Here is an 18,697-nt window from a genome sequence, read left to right on the forward strand (position 1 = left end):
TACCCGGCGCTCGGGGCCGACAGTCGCGGTCTACCGGGTCGAGCGGAACTCATCATGCAGGGATCAGATTCAGCCAGAGAAACGATCAAAAACAGTCCCCGATTCGCGCCTGATTACGGCTCCAATCCGTAACAGAACGAACCGAAGCGACGTTTTTGGCAACTAGGTGTAGCGCAGCCTGTACGAAGCGTTATTCTCCTCAGACGCAATTCGGTACCCATCCGTCCCTACGCCGGGTGAATGGTCCCGCACTGCACGTGATGGAAGCTCTGCCTCTGGGAGTCCCGTGTACCCACACGTCGGGGTTGACGCCTCGGGCCTGGCTACGCTGCGCACGACAGTCATCGACCAACTGCGTGCGTTCGTCCCCACCGCGTACGCCGTCCCTGCCCTCGCCGCAACAGCCGCACCTGTCCCCGCAGGGGTCTCAACTGTCCCCGCAGGTCCCTGCCATGCCCTCGCCCGCCGCGCCGCCCGCGCCATGACCGCTGCGGCCGGACCGGCCGCCTCCGCCGCGTCCCCGGCGGCCTCGTCCCGTACCGCTCCGGCCGCGGCCACGTCCGCCGCCTCCCGCACCGCGGCCTCCTCGTCGACCTCACCGGCCGCCCGCTCGGGCGCGGCAACCGCGTCCCGCACCTCCACCGCGAGCGGCAGGCGCGCCCGGGGCACCGGTGCGACCGCGCGGCGCCCCGCCGCCTCGGACACCGACAGCCGCCGCATGATGGACCTCGTCGAACGCGCCCAGGACGGCGAGGCCGAGGCGTTCGGCAGGTTGTACGACCAGTACAGCGACACCGTCTACCGCTACATCTACTACCGGGTCGGCGGCCGGGCGACCGCCGAGGACCTGACCAGTGAGACCTTTCTGCGCGCCCTCCGCCGGATCGGAACCTTCACCTGGCAGGGCCGGGACTTCGGGGCCTGGCTGGTGACCATCGCCCGGAATCTCGTCGCCGACCACTTCAAGTCGAGCCGCTTCCGCCTCGAAGTGACCACCGGCGAGATGCTCGACGCCAACGAGGTCGAGCGCTCCCCGGAGGAGTCGGTTCTCGAGTCCCTCTCCAACGCCGCCCTGCTGGAAGCCGTACGTAAGCTCAACCCCCAACAGCAGGAGTGCGTAACGCTCCGATTTCTCCAGGGGCTCTCCGTGGCCGAAACGGCCCGGGTGATGGGCAAGAACGAGGGCGCCATCAAGACACTCCAGTACCGCGCCGTCCGCACCCTCGCCAGACTTCTGCCGGACGACGCGCGCTGAGCACCCGGTCATCGACCGTCGGCTATCGGCCATCGCACCGGTCACATCATCGTGACATCCGACTCCGTAACCCGAGTGGCTTGCGCTCGTTGTGGGGGTTGCAGACTCCCCGTAGCCATGGCTGTCCGGGGCACACTCACGCCTGAGTGAGCACGGCCGGCCAGGCTCTTGGCTGTGTGCCGGGGAGCCGACCGTGCTGACGAGAGGAGGTGCCGCCGGTGATCGGATCCGTGCCGACGAGCCGACGGGCCATCGCCTTCGCCCAAGCCCTGGACGAGCAGGAGCGCGACGCGGGCGCAGCGGCCGATGCAGGGCCCGAAGGGTCCCGGGCCGGGGACAGCTCCCGGCCGCAGGCCGGGGGAGGGAAGGGCGAAGGGGCACCGCCGGCGGACACACCGCACAGCCACCGGGCCGACGGTATGGACCGGTCGCTGCTGTCCCTGGCGGACTCGCTGAGCGGGCTGCCCAAACCGGAGTTGGACCCCGAGGTCAAGACCGTCCAGCGGGCCCAGCTGATCGCCGCCATGGAGGCCGCCTTCGGGGAGGGGGAGACGGCGGCACACGGCGCGTACTTCCCCGAGCAGCGCGACGCCCGCAGCGGCTCCCGCGGCCGGGGCGCACACCGGGCGCCCGGCCTCGGGCCACTGGGCAAACTGCGGCCCAAATCCCGGCTGGGCAAGGGTCTGGCAGCCGGCGGGCTGAGCGTCGGCGTCGCGGCCAGCGCCTTCGGCGGCGCCACCGCGGCCAGCACGGACGCCCTGCCCGGCGACTCGCTGTACGGCCTCAAGCGCGGCATGGAGGACCTCCAACTCGACCTGGCGGGCGACGACGCGGACCGCGGCAGCCTTCTGCTGGACCACGCCTCGACGCGGCTGCACGAGGCCCGCCGTCTGATGGAGCGCGACCGCTCCGGCGGAGGGCTGGACCACGAGGCGCTGGCCGAGGTGCGCAAGACCCTCTCCGGGATGCGGCACGACGCCTCCGAGGGCCACCGGCTGCTGAGCGACGCCTACCGGCGGAACGGCGATCTGGCTCCGATCCGTTCGCTGTCCACGTTCTCGAAGAAGCACCGCGCGGGATGGTCCCGGCTGCGCGACCGGCTGCCGCTGCAGCTGCACGATGTGAGCGACGAGGTCAGCTCCGTCTTCGACGCCATAGACCAGGACGTGAGCCCGCTGCGCTCGCTCCTCCCACGGGAGCGCGAGGCGGCCCCACGCGAGCGCGAACCCGGCACCGGGGACCGCACGGGTGAGGAGCAGCCCTCCAGCGTGCCGAGCTCGCCGTCCACCGACGACGGTGCCGGGCAGCGCGACAGCGGCAGTGAGGAGCCGTCGCCCTCCGACTCCGGACGCGAGGGCGAGGGACTGCTCGGCGGCAGCCTGCTCCAGCCGCCCGAGGACCCGGACAGGAAGGGCAGCCCTTCCCAGTCCGGCCCCGGTTCCGGCAGTCCTGACACGCCCGGCGGCGAGCCCGAGGTGACCCTGCCTCCCATCGTCCCGGACGTCCTGCCCCGACTCGGCCTGGGCGGCGGCAGCTAGCCGCGGCAGTCGGCAGGACGGGCACGTACGCGAGGAAGAACACGTCGGCCGGTGCGGCGGCGAGCGGTCTCGTAGCGCTTGACGGAAGCGCTCAGAAGAAGACCGACCGCCGCCGCACCAGCAGTTTGTAGAGGGTGTGCTGAATCGTTTCCCTCACCTGGTCGGTGAGGTTGAACATCAGCATCGGATCCTCCGCAGCCTCCGGCGGATAGCCGTCGGTCGGCACCGGCTCGCCGAACTGGATGGTCCACTTCGTCGGCAACGGCACCGCCCCCAGCGGGCCGAGCCAGGGGAACGTGGGTGTGATCGGGAAGTACGGGACGCCGAACAGCCGCGCGAGAGTACGCGAGTTGCCGACCATCGGATAGATCTCCTCGGCGCCCACTATCGAGCACGGCACGATCGGCGCGCCCGCACGCAGCGCCGTCGAGACGAAACCGCCCCGCCCGAACCGCTGAAGCTTGTAGCGATCCGCGAACGGCTTGCCCAGGCCCTTGAAACCCTCCGGCATCACCCCGACGACCTCGCCCCGCTCCAGCAGCGTCTGCGCGTCCTCCGCGCAGGCGAGCGTATGCCCGGCCTTCCGCGCCAGCTCGTTGACCAGCGGCAGTACGAACACCAGGTCGGCGCCCAGCAGCCGCAGATGGCGGTCAGCGGGGTGCTGGTCGTGCACGGCGACCTGCAGCATCAGCCCGTCCAGCGGCAGGGTCCCCGAATGGTTGGCGACCACGAGCGCGGCACCGTCCGCTGGGATGTTCTCCACCCCGCGTACCTCGACCCGGAAGTACTTCTCGAAGACCGGACGCAGCAGCGTCATCAGCACCTGGTCGGTCAGCTCCTGGTCGTAGCCGAAGTCGTCGACCGCGTACTCCCCGGTGATCCTGCGCCGCAGGAAATCGAGGCCGCGGGAGGCCCGCGCCTCCCAGTCGGTGCCGAGCACGCGCTCCAGCAGCCCTGAGGACTGGCCAGCATCTGTGTGCTGCGCGGACTCCGCCGCTGCGGGCTCGCTCTCCCCCGTCGGCTCATCGGCGCCCTGCGCCGCGTCCGGCTGCGGCTCCGGCACCGTCGTCAGACGGGAGCGCCTGGCTGAACGACCGCTCCTTCGACGGCCGCCCGAACCGCCCCCGGGACCCGAACCGGAACCGGAATCGGCATCGCCGGAAACCGAGCCCGAGCCGCTCTCCGGCGCGGAGTCGGCCGCACCGGAGGGTTTCGGAGCGCCGGAGCGGGCCGTACGGGGGGCGAGGCCGCCGTCACCCGGGCTGCGGCCGGACGAGGCGCCCGCGCCGCGCGAGCGGTCCCTGTCGTCGTCGAAGGGTATGACCTTCGCGTCAGCCATCCTGGCGCACCTCCTCTGACCCCGCCGCGGCGGCGGTCGACGCCTCCGGGCCGGGTGTTGCCGGCAGCAGTGCCGCAAACCTGTCGACCGCCTCGGCGAGCCTGTGCGGCGGCAGCAGCCCGGGGCCGTGCTCCCGTACGAAGGCGTCCAGCGTCTCGGCGGTCGTCCGGCGCGGGGTGAAACCCAGCACGTCGCGTGCGTGGGCGGTGTGCACGACACGCCCGTGGGTGAGCAGCCGTATCTGTTCGGGCGAGAAATCCGTCGCGCCCACCGAGCGAAGCAGGCTGCGGCTCCACCGGATCGCCGGCAGCAGCATCGGCACCGTCGGCCGCCCCAGCCGCCGGGCGCACTGCGACAGCAGCAGGACACCCTCCCCGGCGATGTTGAACGTACCGGCGTTGAGCGTGCCCCGGCGCGGTTCGCCCGCCGCCAGCCGGAGCACCTCGATCACATCGTCGTCGTGCACGAATTGCAGCCTGGGGTCGTAGCCCAGCACGGTGGGCAGTACGGGCAGCGAGAAGTACGCGGCGAGCGGCGACTCGGCGGCGGGGCCGAGGATGTGGGCGAAGCGCAGCACGGTCACCGCGACATCCGGGCGGCGCCGCGCGAACCCGCGTACATACCCTTCGACTTCCACGGCGTCCTTGGCGAAACCGCCGCTGGGCAGATCCCTGACCGGCGTCGTCTCGTCGAAGACGGCCGGATCACGGGGCGCGGAACCGTACACACTCGTCGTCGACTTGATCACCAGACGACTGACGGTGGGCGCCTTCTGACAGGCACCGAGCAGCTGCATGGCACCTATGACGTTGGTCTCCTTGACCGCGCCACGCCCGCCACCGCCCAGCGTCGGCGGGGTGCCGTGCACATCCATATGGACAACGGTGTCGACGGCGTGCTCGGCCAGCACCTTGCCGATGGCCGGCTGCCGGATGTCCGCCCGTACGAACTCCGCGCCGCCCAGGTGGTGCGCGGGGGCCTGGGCGTCCACGCCGATCACCCGGTCCACCTCGGGTTCTCGCTGGATACGGCGTACGAAGCGGCCACCGAGCGGTCTGGCCACCCCGGTGACGAGCACGACCTTGCCCACGATCCCTCCCTGACACCCGGATACCGTCCGCGCCCGACGAGCCGCACCGCGAATCCATAGCAGAACCGCCGCCTTTCTCTCCGCACGGAGAGAAAGGCGGCGGTCAGTGGCGTGCGGTGCGCTCGCTCACTTCTTGTTGCGACGCTGCACTCGCGTCCGCTTCAGCAGCTTGCGGTGCTTCTTCTTAGCCATCCGCTTACGCCGCTTCTTGATGACAGAGCCCACGACTACCCTCGCTCACGAATCATCCCCGCACGACGCGGGGCGAACTCACTTCGATACTCGGTGCGGGGCGTCCGAGCCCACACGACCTACATGGGGCCACCCTACCCGCCACCCGGGAATGGATGTGAATCGAGGGGCACCGGGGCTCCGGTGCAGCGACGACCGAGCGCACACCCGATATCGGCCTAGGCGCTCTCCACCCCCACGTACGACTCCTCGAGGTACTCATGTACAGCCTTCTCCGGCACCCGGAAGGACCTGCCCACCCGGATCGCCGGCAGATGACCGCTGTGCACCAGGCGGTACACGGTCATCTTGGAGACTCGCATTACCGCGGCGACCTCCGCCACGGTCAGAAACACGACCTCGTTCAACGGCCGTTCGTCAGCAGCCATGTCACACCTGAACCTTCCGCACATGTCGGGCACCGGCTTCCCCTCCGGTGTCTCCTGCTCGCATGTGCGCTCCTCCCCAGATTAGGGGCGCGTGATGCAAGTGGTGAAGAGGAGTAGGGATCGTCCGCCTACCGTGACAGACACGCTCGATTGAGTACATAGCGAGTATGCGGCCGGTAGTAATCGGACTGCGCAGCGTCATCCGGCGGAACGTCCGAGCGCCCTTGCCCCGTGCCTGACTCCCGCTGCCCCGCGCCGAGCGCCGCCCCCTGCGCACCCGGCGGCCCGACAGCCCCGCTACCGCGCTGACCTGCACTGACAGCTCAACCATCGCCTCTTGTACGCCGCTTGAGGCAGTCCCTTCCCGCTTCGCCGCGCCGGGCGCCGCCGCCCCGGTGACGGGAGGGGCGTGTGCCTTCGCGCCCCGCGTACGACCTTGGAGACGGGCGCCGGTTACGCAGAACAGCGCGACCCCCCTTGCGTAGGAGAAGCCGCACTGACGTACCCCGAATTGCATCGCTATGTCGACACGTTTCCCCTGCGACAGTGCTAGGCCGAGGCATCCGGGCGCCGACAAGGATGGGGCCAATGTGGCGTAGTTGACCAGGAGTCGGTCAGGAGACGGGCCGGACCCGGCACCGACGAGCAGATCTCGCTGACGTCCACGCCGACACCCACGCTGACACAACCGGGCACCATCCGCCCGGAAACGGTCCCGGAACTGCCGATACCCCGCACCGGGCACCCCTCAACCGAACCCCGCCCGCAACGGTTCGCTCCCATACTGTCATTGGCGCGTACGCCCCACCGACAGGCATTGAGAGAGGGCCCGGACTACGGCAGCAAACCGTGCGCCGGGAACACCGCCCGCCGGGTCGCCCGCACCGCCTGGTCCAGCCGGTCCGCGGGGTCGTACCCCTCGCCCCAGCCCCGCCAGCGCGGTTCGAGCCCGTCCGTCATGCGTTGCGGGGCGCCGGCCCTGCCGGTGAGTGCGTACACTTCCTGCCGCCATTCGGCAGGCACTTCGGTCTCCCGTGGCACCGGCGCCCCCGCCGCGATCGCCACCAGATGCGTCCACGTACGCGGCACCACATCGACGACGGCGTAGCCGCCGCCCCCGGTCGCCAGCCACCGGCCCTCGGCGTACGTATGAGCCCACTCGTGTGCCGCCTCGGCCGCGAGCCGCTGTGCGTCCACGCTGACCGCCAAGTGCGCCAGCGGATCCTCGACATGGGTGTCCGCACCGTGCTGCGAGACCAGCATCTGCGGCTCGAACGCACCCAGCAGCTCCGGCACCACCGCGTGCACCGCACGCAGCCACCCCTCGTCGCCCGTACCCGGCGGCAGCGCCACATTCACCGCGCTGCCCTCGGCCCCCTCACCGCCGCACTCTTCCGGCCACCCGGTGCCGGGGAAGAGCGTGCCCGGATGCTCGTGCAGCGAGATGGTCAGCACCCGCGGGTCGTCCCAGAACACCTCCTGGACACCGTCGCCGTGATGCACGTCCAGATCGACGTACGCCACCCGCTCGGCACCCAGCTCCAGGAGCCGGGCGATGGCGAGCGCGGGGTCGTTGTACACGCAGAAGCCTGACGCACTTCGCGGCATCGCGTGGTGCAGCCCGCCGGCGAAATTCACGGCGTGCTGCGCCTTCCCCTGCCACACGGCTTCGGCGCCGCCCACCGACTGACCCGCAATCAGTGCGGAGACCTCGTGCATACGCGCAAACGCGGGATCATCCGGGGTGCCGAGGCCGTACTGCTGCTCAGCGGACGCGGGGTCGAGGGACGCACGGCGTACAGCGTCGATGTAGTCGGCGCGATGCACCAGCCGCAGCGTCGAATCCCCGACGGGCTTCGCGGCGACGACGCTCAAGTCCGGGGCGCGCTCCACCCCCAGCGACTCGATCAGGCGCTTCGTCAGCGCAAGCCGTACCGGGTCCATCGGATGGCCACGGCCGAAGTCGTAGCCGGTGACTCCCTCATCCCACATCAACTGCGCGCGCCCGCTCATGCCCGACACCGTATCGGGCCGCCCCTGAACATGGAAAAAGCCCCGTTGGCGTGAGCCAACGGGGCTATTCTCACAATGAGTTCGGCGGTGTCCTACTCTCCCACACACTCCCGCATGCAGTACCATCGGCGCTGAAAGGCTTAGCTTCCGGGTTCGGAATGTAACCGGGCGTTTCCCTCACGCTATGACCACCGAAACACGGCGAAACACACAACCAGCAACACACTTGATTCAAATGTGTCTGGGGTTGTTGTCTCAGAACCAACACAGTGGACGCGAGCATCTACGGACAAGCCCTCGGCCTATTAGTACCGGTCACCTCCACCCATTACTGGGCTTCCAGATCCGGCCTATCAACCCCGTCATCTCCAGGGAGCCTTAACCCCTCCAAGGGGGTGGGAGTCCTCATCTCGAAGCAGGCTTCCCGCTTAGATGCTTTCAGCGGTTATCCTTCCCGAACGTAGCCAACCAGCCATGCCCTTGGCAGAACAACTGGCACACCAGAGGTCCGTCCGTCCCGGTCCTCTCGTACTAGGGACAGCCCTTCTCAAGACTCCTACGCGCGCAGCGGATAGGGACCGAACTGTCTCACGACGTTCTAAACCCAGCTCGCGTACCGCTTTAATGGGCGAACAGCCCAACCCTTGGGACCGACTCCAGCCCCAGGATGCGACGAGCCGACATCGAGGTGCCAAACCATCCCGTCGATATGGACTCTTGGGGAAGATCAGCCTGTTATCCCCGGGGTACCTTTTATCCGTTGAGCGACGGCGCTTCCACAAGCCACCGCCGGATCACTAGTCCCGACTTTCGTCCCTGCTCGACCCGTCAGTCTCACAGTCAAGCTCCCTTGTGCACTTACACTCACCACCTGATGACCAACCAGGCTGAGGGAACCTTTGGGCGCCTCCGTTACCCTTTAGGAGGCAACCGCCCCAGTTAAACTACCCACCAGACACTGTCCCCGATCCGGATCACGGACCCAGGTTAGACATCCAGCACGACCAGAGTGGTATTTCAACAACGACTCCACAACCACTGGCGTGGCCGCTTCACAGTCTCCCACCTATCCTACACAAGCCGAACCGAACACCAATATCAAGCTGTAGTAAAGGTCCCGGGGTCTTTCCGTCCTGCTGCGCGAAACGAGCATCTTTACTCGTACTGCAATTTCACCGGGCCTATGGTTGAGACAGTCAAGAAGTCGTTACGCCATTCGTGCAGGTCGGAACTTACCCGACAAGGAATTTCGCTACCTTAGGATGGTTATAGTTACCACCGCCGTTTACTGGCGCTTAAGTTCTCAGCTTCACCAGGATCGAAACCCTGACTAACCGGTCCCCTTAACGTTCCAGCACCGGGCAGGCGTCAGTCCGTATACATCGCCTTACGGCTTCGCACGGACCTGTGTTTTTAGTAAACAGTCGCTTCTCGCTGGTCTCTGCGGCCACCCCCAGCTCACCAAGCACGTTGGATCACCAGAAATGGCCCCCCTTCTCCCGAAGTTACGGGGGCATTTTGCCGAGTTCCTTAACCATAGTTCACCCGAACGCCTCGGTATTCTCTACCAGACCACCTGAGTCGGTTTAGGGTACGGGCCGCCACACAACTCGCTAGAGGCTTTTCTCGACAGCACAGGATCACCCACTTCACCACAAACGGCTCGGCATCAGGTCTCACCCCTCATGCCAGGCGGATTTCCCTACCCGACGGGCTACACCCTTACCCCGGGACAACCATCGCCCGGGCTGGACTACCTCACTGCGTCACCCCATCACTCACCTACTACAAGCTCGGGCCGTCGGCTCCACCAAAACCCTTTCACCCGAAGGATCCAGAGCGGCTTCACGGACTTAGCATCACCTGATTCAATGTTTGACGCTGCATAGCGGGTACCGGAATATCAACCGGTTCTCCATCGACTACGCCTGTCGGCCTCGCCTTAGGTCCCGACTTACCCTGGGCAGATCAGCTTGACCCAGGAACCCTTAGTCAATCGGCGCACACGTTTCTCACGCATGTATCGCTACTCATGCCTGCATTCTCACTCGTGAACCATCCACAACTCGCTTCCACGGCTGCTTCACCCGGCACACGACGCTCCCCTACCCACCACAACAGGCGTTAGCCCTTCACGTTGCAGTGACACGACTTCGGCGGTGTACTTGAGCCCCGCTACATTATCGGCGCGGAATCACTTGACCAGTGAGCTATTACGCACTCTTTCAAGGATGGCTGCTTCTAAGCCAACCTCCTGGTTGTCCCTGCGACTCCACATCCTTTCCCACTTAGCACACGCTTAGGGGCCTTAGTCGATGCTCTGGGCTGTTTCCCTCTCGACCATGGAGCTTATCCCCCACAGTCTCACTGCCGCGCTCTCACTTACCGGCATTCGGAGTTTGGCTAAGGTCAGTAACCCGGTAGGGCCCATCGCCTATCCAGTGCTCTACCTCCGGCAAGAAACACACGACGCTGCACCTAAATGCATTTCGGGGAGAACCAGCTATCACGGAGTTTGATTGGCCTTTCACCCCTAACCACAGGTCATCCCCCAGGTTTTCAACCCTGGTGGGTTCGGGCCTCCACACGGTCTTACCCGCGCTTCACCCTGCCCATGGCTAGATCACTCCGCTTCGGGTCTTGAACACGCTACTGGGTCGCCCTCTTCGGACTCGCTTTCGCTACGGCTCCCCCACACGGGTTAACCTCGCAACATGCCGCAAACTCGCAGGCTCATTCTTCAAAAGGCACGCAGTCACGACGTTGCACGCAAGCATGCAACGCGACGCTCCCACGGCTTGTAGGCACACGGTTTCAGGTACTCTTTCACTCCGCTCCCGCGGTACTTTTCACCATTCCCTCACGGTACTATCCGCTATCGGTCACCAGGGAATATTTAGGCTTGACGGGTGGTCCCGCCAGATTCACACAGGATTTCTCGGGCCCCATGCTACTTGGGAGTCCCACAAACGAGTTGCCAACATTTCAGCTACGGGGGTCTTACCCTCTACGCCGGGCCTTTCGCATGCCCTTCGCCTACATCGACAATTTCTTACTCGTCCAGCAGCCGGCAGACCACTGAAGTGGAATCCCACAACCCCGCATGCGCAACCCCTGCCGGGTCTCACACACATACGGTTTAGCCTCCTCCGGTTTCGCTCACCACTACTCCCGGAATCACGGTTGTTTTCTCTTCCTACGGGTACTGAGATGTTTCACTTCCCCGCGTTCCCTCCACACCGCCTATACATTCAGCGGCAGGTGACAGCCCATGACGACTGCCGGGTTCCCCCATTCGGACACCCCCGGATCACAGCTCGGTTGACAGCTCCCCGGGGCCTATCGCGGCCTCCCACGTCCTTCATCGGTTCCTGGTGCCAAGGCATCCACCGTGCGCCCTTAAAAACTTGGCCACAGATGCTCGCGTCCACTGTGCAGTTCTCAAACAACAACCAGCCACCCACCACCCCACCCCGAAGAGCGAGTTCACTGGGACCGGCAACCAAGAGCCACAACCTTCAACGGCCGTGCCCTCAGACACCCAACAGCGCGCCCGACACCCCCAGTCCGCCTTACGCGTTCCACGCTCCGAAGAGCAGTACTAGCCCAAGACCAACCGAGAGTGCCGAATAGTCAACGTTCCACCCATGAGCAACCCACCGCGAGTCGTTCGCTCGCGTAGTGGGCCTCTGGACCGCCGAAGCGGCCAAAGATGCTCCTTAGAAAGGAGGTGATCCAGCCGCACCTTCCGGTACGGCTACCTTGTTACGACTTCGTCCCAATCGCCAGTCCCACCTTCGACGATTCCCTCCCCACAAGGGGGTTGGGCCACCGGCTTCGGGTGTTACCGACTTTCGTGACGTGACGGGCGGTGTGTACAAGGCCCGGGAACGTATTCACCGCAGCAATGCTGATCTGCGATTACTAGCGACTCCGACTTCATGGGGTCGAGTTGCAGACCCCAATCCGAACTGAGACCGGCTTTTTGAGATTCGCTCCACCTCACGGCATCGCAGCTCATTGTACCGGCCATTGTAGCACGTGTGCAGCCCAAGACATAAGGGGCATGATGACTTGACGTCGTCCCCACCTTCCTCCGAGTTGACCCCGGCAGTCTCCCGTGAGTCCCCAACCTCCCGAAGGAGTTGCTGGCAACACAGGACAAGGGTTGCGCTCGTTGCGGGACTTAACCCAACATCTCACGACACGAGCTGACGACAGCCATGCACCACCTGTACACCGACCACAAGGGGGCCCCTGTCTCCAGAGGTTTCCGGTGTATGTCAAGCCTTGGTAAGGTTCTTCGCGTTGCGTCGAATTAAGCCACATGCTCCGCCGCTTGTGCGGGCCCCCGTCAATTCCTTTGAGTTTTAGCCTTGCGGCCGTACTCCCCAGGCGGGGCACTTAATGCGTTAGCTGCGGCACGGACCACGTGGAATGTGGCCCACACCTAGTGCCCAACGTTTACGGCGTGGACTACCAGGGTATCTAATCCTGTTCGCTCCCCACGCTTTCGCTCCTCAGCGTCAGTATCGGCCCAGAGATCCGCCTTCGCCACCGGTGTTCCTCCTGATATCTGCGCATTTCACCGCTACACCAGGAATTCCGATCTCCCCTGCCGAACTCCAGCCTGCCCGTATCGAATGCAGACCCGGGGTTAAGCCCCGGGCTTTCACATCCGACGCGACAAGCCGCCTACGAGCTCTTTACGCCCAATAATTCCGGACAACGCTCGCACCCTACGTATTACCGCGGCTGCTGGCACGTAGTTAGCCGGTGCTTCTTCTGCAGGTACCGTCACTCGCGCTTCTTCCCTGCTGAAAGAGGTTTACAACCCGAAGGCCGTCATCCCTCACGCGGCGTCGCTGCATCAGGCTTTCGCCCATTGTGCAATATTCCCCACTGCTGCCTCCCGTAGGAGTCTGGGCCGTGTCTCAGTCCCAGTGTGGCCGGTCGCCCTCTCAGGCCGGCTACCCGTCGTCGCCTTGGTAGGCCATCACCCCACCAACAAGCTGATAGGCCGCGGGCTCATCCTGCACCGCCGGAGCTTTCCACACGGAGATCATGCGATCCCGTGTCGTATCCGGTATTAGACCCCGTTTCCAGGGCTTGTCCCAGAGTGCAGGGCAGATTGCCCACGTGTTACTCACCCGTTCGCCACTAATCCCCGACCGAAGCCGGTTCATCGTTCGACTTGCATGTGTTAAGCACGCCGCCAGCGTTCGTCCTGAGCCAGGATCAAACTCTCCGTGAATGCTTCATTCGCGGAAGAGCGGAACAGTAGCCAGAGGAATAGTCGGGCACTGTCCACAGCGTCCTCGCTGTAATTTTCTTCAAAGGAACCTCAACTCGCCTTCGGCGAGTCGGGGTATCAACATATCTGGCGTTGACTTTTGGCACGCTGTTGAGTTCTCAAGGAACGGACGCTTCCTTTGGATTCCCTCGCGGGTTTCCTCCGGACGTTTGCCCTTTCGGTGTTTCCGACTCTATCAGATCCGTTTTCCGGCCCGTTTCCGTGCCGTCTTCCGAATCTGATTTCCCCTGTCGGCGGGGCGCCTTCCGGCTGGCCGCTACTTTAGAGCCTTTCCCCGCCCGGCTCCAAATTGAGCCGACCCGCAAAAGCAATTCGGCATGCCGAACAGACCCCTGCGAAGGGAGATGGTGCTGAGTAGTGGATTCCGCCGGAATGGCGGGAGGGGTCGCCAGTGGCCGCGACGGGACGCTGACAACCCGAGGAACCTTACGGATGGATGGCGGGCGTGTCAACTCCGGGCCTCGTCTCCGTCAACCGCTGTCCCTGTCGTTGGGGACGCGGTCCTTGTGGGAGAGACGGCCGTCCGTGAAGCAGAGGCGGTAGAGCGGGGAGTTGGCGAAGGTGGCGGTGCGGTAGAAGCGGCACTCGTCCGTGTCGGAGGGGTCCGGTGGGGCGCCGTAGGGGCGGGATTCGTCGTCGAACTCGTACGACGGGAGGCGTGGGGTCACGGAGGTCTCGGTGTCGCCGGTGCGGAGGTCGCCGTAGGTGCGCTGGGGGAGGACGGACTGGTGGGAGGTGTAGAGCTGGAAGCCGTACATCAGCATGGCCAGTACTGCGGTGGCGGCGGCGGGGATCCAGAGGGCGTTCACCATGCCGCGGCGTGCGCGTTGCCGGGCCTGGGCCAGTTCCTGGCTGGAGCGGGACCGGCCGGTGACCGTCTCCGGGGCGGTGCGCGGGTGCGGGTCGGCGGCGAAGGGCGTGAGGGGGAGGTGGGCACGTACCTCGAAGCCGTCGTCGGTGGGGTGGGTCCGGAAGGTGCCGCCGGCCTGGCGGACGCGTTCGTCCAGGCTGATCAGGCCAGTGCCGTTGCCGACTGCCGGGTCGGATGGTGTGGCGCTGTTGCCTGCTCCGTTCCGCACCGTCACCTCCAGTGCGGTGCTGTTCCGCCGTAGCTCGACGGTGATGGTGGAGCCGGGGGCGTGTTTCGTCGCGTTGGTGACGGCTTCTTGGACGACGCGGTGGGCGGCGCGGTCGACGAGTGGGGGCAGGCCGTCCGTCGCCGCGTCCTCGGCGCCGTCCGTTCCGTGCTGGTGCAGTGAGATGCGGACGCCGGAGGCGGCGGTGCGGGCCACCAGGTCGGGGACGGTTTCGGTGGCGGGGCTCTGTGAGGTCTCCGTCGCGTCCTGGCGGAGGAGGCCGATGATCTGGCGGAGGCGTTCGGTGGCGTCGGCGGCGGCCTGACGGAGTTCGGCGGCGGAAGCGCGGGCGGCGTCGTCCACACCTGGGGAGACCTGGAGTGCGGCGGCGCGGACGGCGATGAGGCTGAGGTCGTGGCCGAGGGAGTCGTGCATGTCACCCGCGATGCGGGAGCGTTCGCGCTGCCGGGTGCGCTCGGCCACCAGCTGCTGTTCGCGCTCCATGCGGGCGGCCAGCTCCCAGCCCGCTCGGTGGAGTTCGTACTGCTGGCGGCGGAAGCGGCCCAGCAGCCAGGGGAGGACGGCGGCGAAGAGCACCGTCGTGACCAGGGTGAACCAGTCCCACAGATCGGCGCCGGGCAGGGTGAGGGCGAGCACCAGTCCCGCCGCGCAGAGGAGTGCGGCGGCGGTGAGCGACGGGCGTATGTCCTGCGTGCGGCGGCCGAGGAGGAAGCTGAGGGCGACCAGGGCCGGGCTGAAGGTGCTGGTGAACAGCTCGGGGGTGACGGCGAGACCGAGTACGGCGGGGATGGTCGCGGCTGCCAGCGGGGCCCGGCGACTCAGCGGTGCGGCGACGGCGAGCAGGGGTGCTGCCACCACGCGGAGCCAGAGCGGGACTTCGGTGAGGGTGGGGAGGGGGTAGGCCATGAACAGCCACAGGGCCAGATCGGCCAGGGCCTGGCGGACCCGGCGGCGGCGCAGGCCCTCGCGGAGCCGGTCCCGGAGGCGGGGGGCGGGTGCGGGGGAGTTCACGTCGGTCACGGTACGCGGCGGCTTTGCCCCGAACATCTGTCGAAAGTGGAGGGTGGCCGGTGACGATGGTGCGCTGCTCGGCTGCTGTCCCGCTCCGTACGTTCCGGAGCATGAATGACGCGATAGTGCACGCGGTCGAGGGGTTCGTCAGCACGCCGTGGGTGTATGCGGCGCTGTTCGGGATCGCGATGCTGGACGGCTTCTTCCCCGTGGTGCCGAGCGAGACATTGGTGATCACGCTGGGGGTGTTCGCGGCGGCGCAAGGGGACCCGGCGCTGGGGTGGGTGATTCTGGTGGCGGCGCTCGGGGCGTTCGCGGGGGATCACATCTCGTATGCGATCGGGCGGCGCTCGGGGGCGCGGATCCGGGCGCGGCTGCGGGAGGGTGGCCGGGCGCGGCGGGTGTATGAGCGGGTGGGGCGGATGCTGGCCGAGCGGGGCGGTCTGGTGCTGGTGGCGGCTCGCTACATACCGGGCGGTCGGACTGCCGCCACGCTCACCACCGGGGCCACGGGGTTTCCGCGCCGGTCGTTCACGCGGTTCGACGCCGTGGCGGTGGTGAGCTGGGCGGTGTATTCGGCCTGTCTGGGGTATGTGGGCGGGGCCGCGTTCGAGGAGACGCCGCTGTACGGGGTGGCGCTGGGGCTGGCCCTCGCGTTCACGATCACGCTGCTGCACGAGGGGGTGCGGGGGTTGCGGGCCCGCACCGGGGGCGGGGCGTAGGCCGGGGCAGGACGCAGGGGGGCCGGGTGGCCGGCGCGGCCCCCTGCGCCAGCCGACGCAGACCGACGCGGCTGGCGCGGCCCCGGCTTCCGCTTGCGTCAGCCGCCGAGTTCGCGGCTGCGGTCGCGGGCTGCCTCGATGGCGTCGATGAAGGCGGCGCGGACGCGGTGGTTCTCCAGTTCGCGGATGGCGTTGATCGTCGTACCGCCGGGCGAGGTGACGTTCTCGCGGAGGGTGACGGGGTGTTCGCCGCTGTCGCGGAGCATGGTGGCGGCGCCGACGGCGGCCTGGACGATCAGCTCGTGTGCCTTGTCGCGCGGGAGGCCGAGCTGGATTCCGGCGTCGGTCATGGCTTCGACCAGGAAGAAGAAGTAGGCGGGGCCCGAGCCGGAGAGGGCGGTGGCGGCGTCCTGCTGGCCCTCGGGGAGGCGGAGGGTCTTGCCGACGCCGCCGAAGATCTCGTCGGTGAGTTTCAGATGGTCCTCGGTGGCGTGGGTGCCGGGGGAGACGACGGACATCGCCTCGTCGACCAGGGCCGGGGTGTTGGTCATGACGCGGATGACCGGGGTGCCGTCGGCGAGGCGCTGTTCGAGGTAGCGGGTGGTGATGCCGGCCGCGCCGCTGATCACCAGGCGGTCCGCGGGGACGTGCGGGACGAGTTCGTCCAGCAGCGCCGCCATGTCTTGCGGCTTGGGGGTGAGGATGAGGGTGTCGGCGGTCTTGGCGGCCTCCGCGTTGCCGACGGCCTCGACGCCGTAGCGCTCGCGCAGTTCGGCGGCGCGTTCCGGGCGGCGCGCCGTGACCAGGAGGCGGGAGGGCGACCAGCCGCCCCGGAGCATGCCGGAGAGCAGCGCCTCCCCGATCTTGCCGGTGCCGAGGACCGCGACTTTCTGGGTGCTCATGGGGTGCTTCACCTCGTGCCTCGTAGGAGTGGACCTCCCCCGGACTCCGTCCGGCAGCTGCCCCCGGGGACGGCTGCCGTGACGGGCGGGATCTCCATCCTCGCACCAGGTCGAAGCGCGTCAGGCCGTACGGCTCGTCAGGCCGTACGGCGGCGGAGGGTGGCCGCGCCGAGGGACAGGACGAGGAGCGCGCTGCCGGCGACGATGGCGGCGTCGCGGACGAAGTCCCCGGTGGCGTCGGAGTTCCTGAGGACCTCCGTCATGCCGTCGACGGCGTAGGACATGGGCAGCACATTGGAGATCGCCTCCAGGGCCGGCTGCATGCTGTCGCGGGGGGCGAACAGGCCGCACAGCAGGATCTGCGGGAAGACAATCGCGGGCATGAACTGGACCACCTGGAACTCGGAGGCGGCGAACGCGGAGACGAACAGCCCGAGCGCGGTGCCCAGCAGAGCGTCGAGCAGCGCGATGAGCAGCAGCAGCCAGGGTGAGCCGACGATGTTGAGGTCCAGGAACCAGAGGGCGACACCGGTGGCGAGCGAGGCCTGGACGACGGCGAGCGCGCCGAACGCCAGGGCGTAGCCGAGGATCAGGTCGGCCTTGCCCAGGGGCATGGACAGCAGTCGCTCCAGCGTCCCCGAGGTGCGTTCGCGCAGGGTGGCGATGGAGGTGACCAGGAACATCGTGACCAGCGGGAAGATGCCCAGCAGCGAGGCGCCGATGCTGTCGAAGGCACGGCGGTCCGCGTCGAACACGTAGTAGAGCAGGACGAGCAGCAGGACCGGGACGAGGAGCAGCAGCGCGATCGTCCTTGGGTCGTGGGCGAGTTGGCGCAGGACGCGGCGTGCGGTGGCGAGCGTACGGGCGGCGTTCATGAGGACCTCGTTATGAGTGCTGCGAGTGGGCTGCGGGTCGGGGCTGTGCGTGCGGGTTGCCGTCGCGGGCGGACTCGACGAGCTGGAGGAAGGCGTCCTCGACGGTGTCGCTGCCGGTGGTCTCGCGGAGCGCCTGCGGGGTGTCGGCGGCGAGGAGGGTGCCGTCCCGTACGAGGAGCAGGTGTTCGCAGCGGTCGGCCTCGTCCATCACGTGCGAGGAGATCAGCAGGGTGGCGCCGCGTGCGGCGAGGCGGTGGAAGAGGTTCCACAGATCGCGGCGGAGCACCGGGTCGAGCCCGACGGTGGGCTCGTCGAGTACGAGCAGTTCGGGGGTGCCCAGCAGGGCGACGGCGAGAGAGACGCGGGAGGACTGGCCGCCGGAGAGGTTGCCCGCCAGGTCGTCGGCGTGCGACGTGAGGTCGACGTCGGTGAGGGCCTGGTTGACGGCGGCGGCGCGGTCGGCGCGTGGGATGCCGAGGACCGCGGCGTAGTAGTCGAGGTTCTGTCGTGCCGTCAGGTCGTCGTAGACGGACGGGGACTGGGTGACATAGCCGACGCGGGAGCGCAGCGGGGCCGACCCCGCGGGCCTGCCGAGCACGTCGAGGGTGCCGGTGACCTTGGCCTGGGTGCCGACGATCGCCCTGATGAGGGTGGATTTGCCGCTGCCGGAGGGGCCGAGGAGGCCGGTGACGGTGCCGGGTGCGATGTCGAACGAGAGTCCGTCGAGGACCCGGCGGGTGCCGCGGACCACGGTGAGGTCGCGGGCGTGTACGGCGGGTTCGCTCGCCGCGGGTTCGCTGGCCGCGAGGGCTTCGCCGAGGTTGGGTGGAGGCTTATTCATCATGTGATGAATTATGAGGGGCGCCATGTGACGGCGTCAAGCGGCGCACGACAATGGCGGTGCCGGACCAACCGATTCGG

12 protein-coding genes, 3 rRNA genes and 1 pseudogene are annotated in these 18,697 nt (G+C 67.2%); 3 read left to right on the forward strand and 13 right to left on the reverse strand.

What is annotated here, in order from left to right; all coding sequences use genetic code 11:
• Window positions 1-286 precede the first annotated feature (286 nt).
• Window positions 287-1,255 carry an ECF subfamily RNA polymerase sigma factor, BldN family gene (locus ACQEU8_RS15470; RefSeq protein ID WP_433100907.1) on the forward strand — a complete coding sequence of 323 codons (969 nt, stop codon included), beginning with the start codon at window positions 287-289 and terminating at the stop codon, window positions 1,253-1,255.
• A gap of 218 nt (window positions 1,256-1,473) precedes the next feature.
• The gene (locus ACQEU8_RS15475) at window positions 1,474-2,793 is read left to right on the forward strand and encodes a DUF5667 domain-containing protein (RefSeq protein ID WP_433100909.1); all 1,320 of its coding nucleotides are present in this window, start codon (window positions 1,474-1,476) and stop codon (window positions 2,791-2,793) included.
• Between the two features lie 91 nt (window positions 2,794-2,884).
• Here ACQEU8_RS15475 and ACQEU8_RS15480 read toward each other — a convergent pair whose 3' ends face one another.
• From ACQEU8_RS15480 to ACQEU8_RS15525, 10 genes and pseudogenes are all read right to left on the reverse strand, one after another.
• Window positions 2,885-4,132, reverse strand: a complete 1,248-nt coding sequence (locus ACQEU8_RS15480) for a lysophospholipid acyltransferase family protein (RefSeq protein WP_433100911.1) — start codon at window positions 4,130-4,132, stop codon at window positions 2,885-2,887.
• A complete protein-coding gene (locus ACQEU8_RS15485) occupies window positions 4,125-5,222 on the reverse strand; it encodes an NAD-dependent epimerase/dehydratase family protein (RefSeq protein WP_433100913.1) in 1,098 nt (365 codons plus the stop codon). Before ACQEU8_RS15485 ends, ACQEU8_RS15480 begins: the two co-directional genes overlap by 8 nt.
• Before the next feature lie 126 nt (window positions 5,223-5,348).
• Window positions 5,349-5,447 (reverse strand): 30S ribosomal protein bS22, encoded by a 99-nt coding sequence (locus ACQEU8_RS15490; protein WP_003948845.1) that lies wholly within the window; start codon window positions 5,445-5,447, stop codon window positions 5,349-5,351.
• A 185-nt stretch (window positions 5,448-5,632) separates the two neighbouring features.
• On the reverse strand, window positions 5,633-5,842 hold the full coding sequence (locus ACQEU8_RS15495) for a helix-turn-helix domain-containing protein (RefSeq protein ID WP_157846443.1): 210 nt from the start codon (window positions 5,840-5,842) through the stop codon (window positions 5,633-5,635).
• A 128-nt stretch (window positions 5,843-5,970) separates the two neighbouring features.
• Window positions 5,971-6,147, reverse strand: a pseudogene (locus tag ACQEU8_RS15500) (phosphatase); the annotation flags it as partial.
• 529 nt (window positions 6,148-6,676) lie between these two features.
• Complete coding sequence (locus ACQEU8_RS15505) at window positions 6,677-7,855, reverse strand: acetoin utilization protein AcuC (protein ID WP_433100916.1); 1,179 nt, start codon at window positions 7,853-7,855, stop codon at window positions 6,677-6,679.
• 79 nt (window positions 7,856-7,934) lie between these two features.
• A 5S ribosomal RNA gene (gene rrf, locus ACQEU8_RS15510) occupies window positions 7,935-8,051 on the reverse strand.
• Window positions 8,052-8,140: 89 nt separating this feature from the next.
• Window positions 8,141-11,268, reverse strand: a 23S ribosomal RNA gene (locus ACQEU8_RS15515).
• Window positions 11,269-11,578: 310 nt separating this feature from the next.
• A 16S ribosomal RNA gene (locus ACQEU8_RS15520) occupies window positions 11,579-13,109 on the reverse strand.
• Together the 16S, 23S and 5S rRNA genes form the textbook arrangement of a ribosomal RNA operon.
• A gap of 530 nt (window positions 13,110-13,639) precedes the next feature.
• Complete coding sequence (locus ACQEU8_RS15525; RefSeq protein ID WP_433100918.1) at window positions 13,640-15,277, reverse strand: sensor histidine kinase; 1,638 nt, start codon at window positions 15,275-15,277, stop codon at window positions 13,640-13,642.
• Between the two features lie 110 nt (window positions 15,278-15,387).
• Here ACQEU8_RS15525 and ACQEU8_RS15530 point away from each other — a divergent pair, with 110 nt between their 5' ends.
• Window positions 15,388-15,999 (forward strand): DedA family protein, encoded by a 612-nt coding sequence (locus ACQEU8_RS15530; RefSeq protein WP_433100920.1) that lies wholly within the window; start codon window positions 15,388-15,390, stop codon window positions 15,997-15,999.
• Window positions 16,000-16,097: 98 nt separating this feature from the next.
• Here ACQEU8_RS15530 and proC read toward each other — a convergent pair whose 3' ends face one another.
• From proC to ACQEU8_RS15545, 3 genes are all read right to left on the reverse strand, one after another.
• On the reverse strand, window positions 16,098-16,901 hold the full coding sequence (proC, locus tag ACQEU8_RS15535) for a pyrroline-5-carboxylate reductase (RefSeq protein ID WP_433100922.1): 804 nt from the start codon (window positions 16,899-16,901) through the stop codon (window positions 16,098-16,100).
• Window positions 16,902-17,038: 137 nt separating this feature from the next.
• Window positions 17,039-17,776, reverse strand: coding sequence for an ABC transporter permease (locus tag ACQEU8_RS15540; protein WP_433100924.1), 738 nt, complete (start codon window positions 17,774-17,776; stop codon window positions 17,039-17,041).
• Window positions 17,777-17,786: 10 nt separating this feature from the next.
• Window positions 17,787-18,620, reverse strand: coding sequence for an ABC transporter ATP-binding protein (locus ACQEU8_RS15545; protein WP_433100926.1), 834 nt, complete (start codon window positions 18,618-18,620; stop codon window positions 17,787-17,789).
• Window positions 18,621-18,697: the final 77 nt, after the last annotated feature.

The organism is Streptomyces sp. CA-250714 (assembly GCF_050936705.1).
Classification (GTDB): Bacteria; Actinomycetota; Actinomycetes; order Streptomycetales; family Streptomycetaceae; genus Streptomyces.